Source organism: Actinacidiphila sp. bgisy144, assembly GCF_057708105.1.
The window spans coordinates 1-10,101 of record NZ_JBYIRM010000067.1; the positions used below are offsets into that span (position 1 = coordinate 1).

Below are 10,101 nucleotides of genomic sequence, written 5' to 3' on the forward strand. Positions count from 1 at the left end.
ACGGATCCCCGAGTTCACCCTCCAGGACCCCTCCACGGTGGCCTGGGGCGGGACCCAGGCCCGCGGCCCGAAGACCCTCCCCCTGCGGATCGGCTAGGCCGCTGCGCCGGACATCCAGCAGCAAACCCGAACTCAACATGGCATGGAGTCAGGACCGGTTCAGCATCGGGCAGTGGCTCCGGCAGAACAAAGTGCCTCTCTACCAGCAGATGAGGCCGCTGCTCGACGCCTACGCCGAGCAGCTCAGCCGGGGCATCGACATGGAGAACTCAAACGGCCAGCTCACACGCTCACTGGCCAAATGAAGCGCTCAGACACACCCGTGACTTCGCCATCGAGGTCGGGGCAGGTCAGAAGTCCAGCTCGATGTAGTCGATGTCGGTGAACTCCACCTCCAAGCCCTCGGCGCGGCGGCCGCGGTCCTTGAAGTAGATCTCCTGAAGGCCTTCGGCGGCGATGCGCCGGAACTGCTCCTCGGTCGCGCCGGCGGCCTGCGCGTCGAACAGGCGGGCGGCGTAGGCGGGAGGCAGGTGCTGGGTGATACGGCGCATCCGGGAGTCGTCGGTGCTGCCGGGCGCGGCGGTGTAGCCGAAGCGGGCGCGGGTCTCGATCACGATCCCCCCACGGGAGGCGGCATGTTTCTTCGCGCGCCGCCGGACACGGGGCTGCCACTCGCGCCGCACCTCGCGCTCCAGACGGGCCGCCAGGTCCTTGCGGGGACGGCGCAAGGTGCCCTTGACATAGCGCTCCACCGTGCGCTGGGTGGTCCCCAGGCGGGCCGCGACGGCCGCCGTGGAACCCTTCTCCACCTTGACCAGGAAACGCATCCGGGCCTGCGCGGTCTTCGGGATGGGGCGGGTCGCGGTGTTCGCCGCCGCGCGCTGGAGTGCGTCGTCGATCTCCCCCACGGTCACGCTCCTCGCCGGAGGGTACAGGCAGCCCGAGCGGCGCCGCCGTACGCCCCGACACCACAACCGGCGGGGCCGGGGCCGACACCGGGGCCGGGGCCGGTCAGGCGCATGCGCAGGTGCTCGCGATACCGGATGCTGCGGCGCTGGTCGCCCACGCCTACTCGCCCCCGTCCACGGCATCCTGTAGGTTCGCCCCGCCAGTGTCATGACGGACCGCGGTGACCTGCTGCTTGTGATGCTGTCTCATCAGATGTCCCGCGGCTTCCGTCTCAGTTCGGTGGCATTTCCTCACGCGGCTTCGCCTTGCTGGGCTTCGTCGGGCTTCCAGGTCTGGTCGAACCAGGTGATGAAGTTCTTCACGGTCCCGATGCGGGCGATTCTCTCGTGGATGGCGCGCTGGTCGTGGCCGGGGAGGAAGTCGCCGCGGCTGATGGGTTTGCCGCATCCGCAGTTGCACTCGCGGTTGCCCAGGGGGGAGTCGAAGTAGGTGATGGGGTTCTGCTGAGCGCCATTGGGGGCCGGCTTGCCGACGTAGTGGTCATGGACGGGGTGCCCGGGGCCGAGGATGCGGCCTTCGAAGGCCCGCCGCCCGCCAGGGACGTCGACGATCTGGTCGATCTCCATGGCCTGGCGGATGGTCCCGCCGCCGTTGACGACCGCGAACCGCTCTCGTTCGACGCGTGATCCGGGGATGACCCAGACGCCGCGGGCGATGTCGTGGAGTTGCTGGTCGGTCAGCCCGTCGCTCCAGCCGATCTGCGAGCGCTGGAGGGGGTCGCTGTTCGGGTCCACGTTCTTCTGCCTGCCGAGGGTGATCTGAATCATCGCGCCTCCCTGCGAGGCCGCCTCGGGGTGGGTTGGAGATGCCGAGGCAGCCTGCTCAGGATAGACCAGCCATCCCCGTTATAACGGGGTATTGCTGGCTTGAGATTCAGGGACCAACCCGTTCTTCCCCGGGCGGCGGCCGGGCAGGTCGTGCCGTCGGCCCAGGTAGCTGATCATTCCGAGGGAGAAGCCGGTCTCCTCTGCGAGTTCGCGGCAGGTGCGTCCGGCAGCGCGTTGGTCGCGGAGCCAGTCGAGATCGGATCCTCCGAGCTCATCCACCTCAGCCTCGCCGAGATCAGACGCCTGATCCACCGCGTCACCAACCGCCGGCCCACATTCGTCGAGCACGTCTTGCACTGGTCGATCTGGCGCCGGAGACGACAACACCAAGCCCGCACCAGCCACTACAAACGACGAGGCGTTACTCCACTCCTAGCAAAGCCGAGTTTCGTGCCCACAGGTAGTGGAACGGGGAAATCGGAGAGAGGGAGACCTGCACGCAGCGGACCGCCTGGGCATCTCAGCCTCGGGTCATAAGTGCTATTCAGAGGTCGTCGTTCGCGAGAACATGACGCGGATTCTGAGTACCTACACGTCGCCGTCCTTGATGTGGCGGGCGGGGTTGTGCTGGGCCTCCATCAACTCCACCGCCCAGAACAGCGGCTGCGTCCCCTCGTGTTTGACCATGCCCGGCGAGACCCCGAGCCGGAACGTGCCCGCAGCGGGTTTGCCCGCCGCGTCGTAGGGCAGGACATCCAGCGGCGAAGGACCCGACGAGGGGTAGACGACGCAGTCCGACAGCACCGCCACCGGCAGCAGCGCATCCCCACCGAACACCACGCAGCCGCTCGGGGCGGGGCCGGACTGCGTGGCGAGCGCGGTCCTGACCAGCTTGCGGTGCATGTTCACCCGCGCCGCCGAGATCACCGCGGCACGGATGTCCGGGCGCCACGTCGCACGCTCCAGCGCCGGCCACCGCTCACCAGGGCGGTACCTCGCACCCTGCGGGCGTTCACGCAGCTTCCCGATGCCGCCCTTCACTGTCGACTTGATCGCGGACAACACCGCCACCAGGCCCGGATCACCCGCCTTGTGGCCGGCCATCGCGTCCAGGAACTGCTGCGGCGACAAGTCGGAGGTCACCCCGAGGTCGGCCATCGTCGCCTTGTACGCCTCGGCCAGACGCTTGTACCAGGGGTCCAGATACGGGCCCGCCTCCCGCCGTAGGTACGCCTCGACCGGACGCACCTCCACCGGCAGCCCGAACTGGCTGATCAGCTCGGCCGCGTACGCCACCGTCGGCGTCGCATACCAGGCCGGGCCCTCCGGCCGACGGCCGTGCGGCGTGAACGGGCTGGGCAGGCGGGGGTCGATCTCGATCCCGGACAGGTCCACCAGCCACGACCCGGGCACCTGCTTGTCGAACCGCGGCGCCCTCACATGCTCCGGCCCGCTCAGCCCGACCACCAGACGGTTCGCGGCCGCGAGGAACGCGGTGTTCACATCGACACCGACGACGTGCTGCCTCGCGCACTCCGCGTCGGTGAGCAACCCCGTGTCGCGGACCCAGTCGAACGCCTCCTCGTCGAGCACCTCGTCAGGGGTCCGCTCATGGTGACGGGCGAACAACGCGCTGACGACGGGGTGTTCGTCGGGCGCCTCCGGCGGCGCCGGGTCGACCGCCGCAGTGAGCGAACCGGGCACCGGCCCGGACACCCACGTACCGGTACTGCCGTCCTCCACCGCCCGCGTCGGCGGCCGCAACGCCGTCATCAGCTCCAGCCCCGCCACCGCAGTGGAGCCGCGCGGAGTCAGCACGCGGGCGGCGTAGACGGACAGCACCCGCGCGAGTTCCGCCGGCGGCAGATCGCCCGCGCTCCCCCAGGCACGCGTATCCAGCGCGCCCCACGGCAGCACGGCGAGTTGCACGCACTGCCGCTGCTGCCCCAGCGCCGGGCGGTAGACCCGAGCCCACGGCCCGAAGCCCCGTCTGGTCAGCTGCCACTTCGCCCGGGCGATCTGCCGGACGACCTTGTGGTCCTCCGGCAGCCGCATCGCCCGCCGGTCCGCCAGGTGGTCCGGCAACCCCAACCGTTCGGCGGCCGCCGCGGTGAGCACGATCAGTGGGTCGAAGTCCTTTCCCGACCGGTGCAGCCGCCCTGCCCCGAGTCGGGCGTCGGCGAGGGTCCAGGCCACCAGCTCCGGCACCGTGGCCGCCGGACACTCCAGCACCAGGCCGCCCGCGCAGTACAGGGAGCCGTCACCGTCCAACACACCGAGCGGACCATGCGCGAACCGCGCATCCCCCGGGCCCGGCGGAAGAGAAGCAGGGGCAGGGGCGGGAGCGGGAGCAGGAGCGGCAACGGGCTCCGACACGCCGCCCACAGCCGACGCCACCGGGGTCGGGGCGGGGGGCTCCTGGAGCTCCGGGGGCTTCGGGGTCTCCGGAGTGACGGGCGGTCCGGCGGGTGTCACCGGCGCCGCCGCAGGCACCGGCCGATCACCCGGGGCCGGCGCGGGGAAACGCTGCGCGAGACCTTCCAGGAGCCGGGCGTAGGCGGCGCGCTGCGGCGGCCGCGGCTCACGCTGCCCCGCCTCCCAGCTACCGACCGCCTCACGACGGGTGCCCAGCGCGTGAGCGACCTGGGCCTGGCTCAGGCCCGCGGCTTCGCGTAGCCGCCTGCGCTCCACCGGAGACGGCAACTCATCGGCAGGCACCTGCTCCAGCAGCGCGTCGACCGCTCCGAACAGCTCGTTTTCCGTGGGCACAAGCTCACCTCCACCCGCACCCTACTCCACGTCACACATCCAATCGCTCTTCAACCACGCACCGGCGGTCGAGTTTTCAGGTTCCCGTCGACGGCTCGCGGCGCCGCCTGCCCAACCGCTTCGCACGCGGCACAGGGCGCCAGGCCACAGCCGTACCAGCAACTGGCAGCCGGCAACCGGCAACCGGCAACCGGCGGCGGGAACCGGACGCGGCCGGTGGATGTCGTTCACTGCATCCACCGTGCCGATCGAAGCGAGGGACAGATGAGGCAAGGACGTGTGACGAGATACCTGGCCGCCGCCGCGTTGGTGCTCATCGCGCTGCCGGCCGCCGCGGGGTGCGCCAGCGAAAAGCGTGGTACGGGAGACTCACCCGTGGCCAACCACCGCGGTGAGGACAGCCCCGCGAACGTCACCAACTTCCCCGACCAGTTCGCCAACATCGCCACCAAGTGCGTTGCCGGCGCACCCGGGTTCCGCGCGTTCGTCACCACCCGCGACGCCGCACCGGTCATCATGGCCGACCCCACCTGCAAGGGCTGAACGGCACACCCGCCCTCGCCGCCGGGCACCTCCCGCCCGCTATCCGGCGTCCGCCCCCGCAGGACGGTCCGGGGAGGTGTCACCCGCGGCCGGGCCCGGGGCCGGATGCCGCGCAGCAGGGGCGGCCCCTTCCACCGCAGCCGCCGTCAGGACGGGGAGCGTGGACGGGTCGAACGGGGGCGCCTCGCCGACGGGCGGAGCGGAGACGGTGACGCCCCGGGCCCGGGCCGTGGCGGTGAAGCTCTCCACCACCCCGGGACTCGCCAGCAGGAAAGCGGTCGGGTAGAGACTCGCCGACAGGGAGCGGCTCCGACCGAAACGGCCCCGGTGGACGATCTCGCCCGGCACCAGCACCTCCGCGAAGGCCCCGCCGCCGCGCTGCACCTGGGACATCACCAGGCCGGTCAGTGCCTCCGCGGCGCGGCCGAGCACCCACTCGCGGCCCGGCACACCCCACAACGCGCCGCGGATGCCGTCCAGCGCCGTGTCGATGAACTCCCGTGTCAGCAGGCGGTATCCGCCCACCATCCGGATCTCGGTGACCTTCTCCCACGGCACGCTCTCACCGTCGAAACCCACGCTCTGCGGAGCGAGATGGATCGCGCCCAGCCGGTCCAGCAACCGCAGCGGCCGGGCCACCGCCGACGGGACCCGCGGGTGCGCCCCCAGCAGCCGGCTCAGCGAGATCTCCCACGGCTGCGTGACCGGCGCCTGCGGCGTTCCGAGCCGGGCCACCGCGTCCATCACCCAGTCACCGCCCGCCGCGGCCTGCGCGCGAGCCGCGTCCGCGGTCGAGGCGGCCTGCGTCCTGACCGTGGCAGCCGCCGCCACCGCCTGCGTCCTGCCGGTTCCGGCCGCGGCACGCCCGGCAGCGAGCGAACGGCCCGCGGCCCCCCGGCCCGCGGCAAGCACACGGGTAGCGGCGCTGCGCGCGGAGGCAACGGGCGCCGGGGCGGAAGCGGAGGCCGGGGCGGGAGCAGGGGCCGGTGCCGAAACCGGGACCGGGGCGGGAGCAGGCGGAGCGGCCTCGTCCCCGGCGGCAGGCCCCGCCGCACCCTCCACGCCGGCGGCACGGTCGGACCCAGCGCCCGACCCAGCGTCGGAACCGGTGCCGGAACCGGTGCCGGTTCCGGGAACCTCGCCCGGCACGGGCCCCGCCGCAGCGCCGTTCACCCGACTCGTCACCGCGCTGCCAATGCCGCGCACCCGGTCACGTAGTGCCATGTCCCCTCCCGTGGGCCCCCACCCGCACCACGCACACGCGCGGCACACACCGCACACCACCCTAAACGCCGCCACCGCACCGGCCGACACGGACAACGGCTCCGGGGCGCGGTGGCGGAAGGCGATGGGGGCAGGGCTCAAACCGCCGCGAGTCGGCGGGGGCCGGCGCATCTCCGCTGTCCGCGGCAGTAACGTGTGGGCCTGTGAACGACAGCGCGACCGAGGTCGACGAACTCCTCCTGCGCCGGCTGCTGCGCGAGCAGCATCCGGACCTCGCCGGGCTGCCCCTGCGGGAGGTGGCCGGCGGCTGGGGCAACCAGATGTGGCGCCTCGGGGAGGAGTTGGCGATCCGGGTGCAGCGGATGGACGCCGGTCCCGACCTCCAGCTCAAGGAACGCCGCTGGCTGCCCGCCCTCGCCCCGCGCCTGCCGCTTCCGGTCCCCGTACCGGTACGCGACGGCGCGCCGACCGAGCACTTCGCCAAGGTCTGGACCGTCATGACCTGGGTCGCGGGCACGCCACTCGACCACGGCGCCCTCACCCGCACCGAGCACGCGGCCGGCGCACTCGCCGCCTTCCTCGCCGCGCTGCACGACGAAGCGCCCGCCGACGCTCCCGGTGCCTCGGACTTCGGCGCGCACCCCAGGGACTGCGCCGCCGGCTTCGACAACTTCCTGCACGCCGTGGACCTCGGCCACCTCGCCGACGCCGAGGACCGCATCCGGGCCGTGTGGGACGACGCGGTCACCGCTCCCCCGTGGCAGGGACCACCCGTGTGGGTGCACGGCGACCTCCACCCCGCCAACGTCGTGACCGCCGAGGGCACCCTGACCGGCGTCATCGACTTCGGAGCCCTGCACGCCGGCGACCCGGCGTGGGACCTCGCGGCCGCATGGGTCCTGCTGCCCCCAGGCGGCTCCCCGCACTTCTTCGCCGCCTACCCGCCCATCGATGAGGCCACCATGCGACGCGCGCGCGGGCTCGCCGCCATGAAGGGCCTCTTCCTCCTCCTCATGGGCCAGAACGGAGACCGCGGCCTCCCCGGCGGCAAACCCCACTGGGCCCCCGCGGGCCGCGCCGCACTCACACGTGTTCTCCAGGACACACCCGGGTGCTGAACACCTGGGCGGGGGCCGCGGCTCACACCTTCCAGCGGCCGGGTCCGCCCGTGGCAGGCTGGTAGCGCACGAGACCGCTACGCAGACAGGCGCGCAGGCAGGCGGCGGTGAGGGGAGCCCGAGGTTCTAGGCGGCGGACGGCGTGCCGCAACTCCGCCACCAACGCAGCACGTTCAGCATGGACGACGACGGCGGACTCGATGCCGCCCGCGCGGTCCGCGACGTCAAGCCGCCCGCCCGGAAACGCGATTCGGCCGCGGTAGGCGGCCTCGGCGGGCCCGTCGAGCACCGGATCGGCAGCCGGGGCGGGCGGCCGGGAGCGGGTACCACCAGGCCGCCCCGCGATCGGGCGGCGCAACGCTCAGGCGGCTTGCAGCGGCCGCCCAAAGGACTTGCGCAGGCTGCCGGGCGCGGCCAGCGGCAGCATCGCGGCCAGCATCCTGCCCTTGACGGTGGCCGGCCGCCGGACGAGTTCGACGTCCACGCGGGTGCCGGCGCCCTCGGGGGTCAGGGTGAAGGTCCAGCCGCCGCCGGCGCCGAAGAGCTTGGAGTCGAGCGTGGTGACGGTGACGGTGTCGCCGCCGGGCTGCCAGTCGTAGCGGGCCCGCTCCCACGCCGCGGAGGTGCCTTCGGTGACCTCGGCCCAGTTCTCGCCGCGGTCGTGGACGACGAAGTGCTCGGCGTCGATGGTGGGCCACGCGGCGGGGCGGTCGGGGCCGAAGTCCGTCAGGACGCCGAGGACGGCGGACGGGCTGAGCGTGGAGACGAGGTGGAACCGGACGACGGCCATGGCGGGATTTCCTTCACCCAAGAAGTAACTGCTCTGACAGGTGACGATCCTGTCATTCGCATGCGTTACCAGTCAAGCCGGTGACGTATAGAGTAGGTGTTCCGGCACGGCCGCCGCACGCACCGTCAACTGACTGACGCGGCACGCGGCGCCGCCCGCCACACACCGGCCGCACGGACGGCCACCGCACTCACGGGACACAGAGGTCGCACATGATCGACAGGCGTACTTTCGGCAAGGCGTTCGGGCTCGGCACGGGCGCGGCGGCCGTGACCCTGGCGGGTCTGCCGGGCACCGCACACGCCGCGGGCGGTACCGGCCACGGCGCGGGGCACACCGCCGCCCCCACCGTGCCCCCGATCACCCCCGGCACCCACACCACCTTCCCCGCGCTCCATCAGGTCAAGGCGGGCCTGCTGGACGTCGGCTACGCCGAACTCGGCCCCTCCCACGGCCCGGTGGTGGTGCTGCTGCACGGCTGGCCGTACGACATCCACAGCTACGTCGACGTCGCACCGGCCCTGGCCGCTCTCGGCTACCGGGTCCTCGTGCCCTACCTGCGCGGCCACGGCACCACCACGTTCCTGTCCGGCCGCACCCCCCGCACCGCCGAGCAGTCCGCGGTGGCGCTGGACGTCCTGGCGTTCATGGACGCCCTGCGCATCGACCAAGCCGTCCTCGCCGGGTTCGACTGGGGCTCACGCACCGCCGACATCATCGCCGCCCTGTGGCCCGAGCGCGTCAAGGCGCTGGTGTCCACCAGCGGCTACGTCATCACCGACGTCGAGGCGCAGAAGACCCCGGCCGCGGCCGCCGTCGAGCACAACTGGTGGTACCAGTGGTACTTCTCGACCGACCGGGGCAAGCAGGCCATGGAGGACCCGGAGCAGTGCAAGGCGCTGTGCCGCCTGGTCTGGCAGATCGTCTCCCCGAACTGGGCGTTCGACGACGCCACCTTCGAGCGGACCGCGCAGGCGTTCACCAACCCCGACTACGCCGCCATCGTCCTGTTCAACTACCGCTGGCGGATCGGGCTGCTGGAGACCGGCGCCCGCTACGCCCCCTACGAGAAGCAGCTCGCCACCGCGCCGAAGATCGGCGTGCCGACCATCACCCTCGACCCGGCGCTGGACCCCTTCACCCCGGCGGGCGACGGCGCGAACTACCGCCAGTACTTCACCGGCCCCTACGACCACCGCACCATCCAGAACATCGGCCACAACCTCCCGCAGGAGGCGCCCGCGGTCTTCGCCCAGGCGGTCGTGGACGCCGACCACCTCTGAGATGTCCCCGGCGGCGGGAGTCGGCTGGGACTCCCGCCGCCGGTCCCCCCGCGGGAGTGCGTCGACGGCCTTCGCCGGGCCGGCCCGCAGGTGCGGCGCCCGGTCCGGTCCGCCGACGGCGAAGGCGAACGCGAACGCGAAGGCGAAGGCGACAACGGGCAGTTCGCGGCTGGAGACGGCGCCGCGCCGGGGAAGGAGATGCCGCCGCCCCGGCTCGCGCTCCGGGGCCGCCTCGGGCGGTGGACGCGGGCGCGGCGGTGCCTCACCGCGGGCGGCTGCGCTGCTTTGCGGCCCCCGGGTGTGGCGCAGCCGGATGCCGTGGGCGGGTCGGCGGCGGGCGCGTTCGAAGGGAAAGGCGGCCGGGTGGGTCGCGGCGCGCTCGTACAGGGTGTCGGCCTCGGCGGGATCGGTGGCGGCCATGGCCGGCCGCGGACTGACTCAGGTCACCCGGCCCGTTCGCCTCCTGGGGCGGGCGGGCCGCGCCGGCGGGTACGGAGCCGACCGGACCGGACGGGGACGGCTTCCTCGCCGGGGTGCTCGACGGCCGGGGCCCGGCGTCCGCCTGACGGGAGGCGCGGGTGCCCGCGGGCGGAGACGTCCCGGGGCGCGGCGGGGGGGGGGGGGGGGGGAAGGGCGGG

9 protein-coding genes are annotated in these 10,101 nt (G+C 72.8%); 4 read left to right on the forward strand and 5 right to left on the reverse strand.

The annotated features are described in order from the left end of the window. Positions 1 to 137: 137 nt before the first annotated feature. A complete protein-coding gene (locus tag AC3EVP_RS36350) occupies positions 138 to 305 on the forward strand; it encodes a hypothetical protein (protein ID WP_335979337.1) in 168 nt (55 codons plus the stop codon). A 45-nt stretch (positions 306 to 350) separates the two neighbouring features. Here AC3EVP_RS36350 and tpg read toward each other — a convergent pair whose 3' ends face one another. From tpg to tap, 3 genes are all read right to left on the reverse strand, one after another. After that, positions 351 to 908 carry a telomere-protecting terminal protein Tpg gene (gene tpg / locus AC3EVP_RS36355; RefSeq protein WP_435137923.1) on the reverse strand — a complete coding sequence of 186 codons (558 nt, stop codon included), beginning with the start codon at positions 906 to 908 and terminating at the stop codon, positions 351 to 353. A gap of 291 nt (positions 909 to 1,199) precedes the next feature. After that, the gene (locus tag AC3EVP_RS36360; protein WP_435137926.1) at positions 1,200 to 1,736 is read right to left on the reverse strand and encodes a hypothetical protein; all 537 of its coding nucleotides are present in this window, start codon (positions 1,734 to 1,736) and stop codon (positions 1,200 to 1,202) included. A 588-nt stretch (positions 1,737 to 2,324) separates the two neighbouring features. Beyond that, positions 2,325 to 4,505, reverse strand: coding sequence for a telomere-associated protein Tap (tap, locus tag AC3EVP_RS36365; protein WP_435137928.1), 2,181 nt, complete (start codon positions 4,503 to 4,505; stop codon positions 2,325 to 2,327). Between the two features lie 279 nt (positions 4,506 to 4,784). Here tap and AC3EVP_RS36370 point away from each other — a divergent pair, with 279 nt between their 5' ends. Beyond that, the gene (locus tag AC3EVP_RS36370; protein ID WP_335979330.1) at positions 4,785 to 5,048 is read left to right on the forward strand and encodes a hypothetical protein; all 264 of its coding nucleotides are present in this window, start codon (positions 4,785 to 4,787) and stop codon (positions 5,046 to 5,048) included. Positions 5,049 to 5,087: 39 nt separating this feature from the next. Here AC3EVP_RS36370 and AC3EVP_RS36375 read toward each other — a convergent pair whose 3' ends face one another. After that, entirely contained in the window at positions 5,088 to 5,879 is a 792-nt protein-coding gene (locus tag AC3EVP_RS36375) for a hypothetical protein (protein WP_435137931.1), read from the reverse strand. A gap of 596 nt (positions 5,880 to 6,475) precedes the next feature. On the opposite strand from AC3EVP_RS36375, the gene AC3EVP_RS36380 reads away from it, so the two are divergent. Then, a complete protein-coding gene (locus tag AC3EVP_RS36380; protein ID WP_435137934.1) occupies positions 6,476 to 7,390 on the forward strand; it encodes a phosphotransferase in 915 nt (304 codons plus the stop codon). A 361-nt stretch (positions 7,391 to 7,751) separates the two neighbouring features. On the opposite strand, the gene AC3EVP_RS36385 is transcribed toward AC3EVP_RS36380, so the two are convergent. Next, complete coding sequence (locus AC3EVP_RS36385; protein WP_435137937.1) at positions 7,752 to 8,180, reverse strand: SRPBCC family protein; 429 nt, start codon at positions 8,178 to 8,180, stop codon at positions 7,752 to 7,754. A 212-nt stretch (positions 8,181 to 8,392) separates the two neighbouring features. Between AC3EVP_RS36385 and AC3EVP_RS36390 the strand changes: the two genes are divergently transcribed. Further along, positions 8,393 to 9,463 (forward strand): alpha/beta fold hydrolase, encoded by a 1,071-nt coding sequence (locus AC3EVP_RS36390; RefSeq protein ID WP_435137940.1) that lies wholly within the window; start codon positions 8,393 to 8,395, stop codon positions 9,461 to 9,463. Positions 9,464 to 10,101 lie beyond the last annotated feature (638 nt).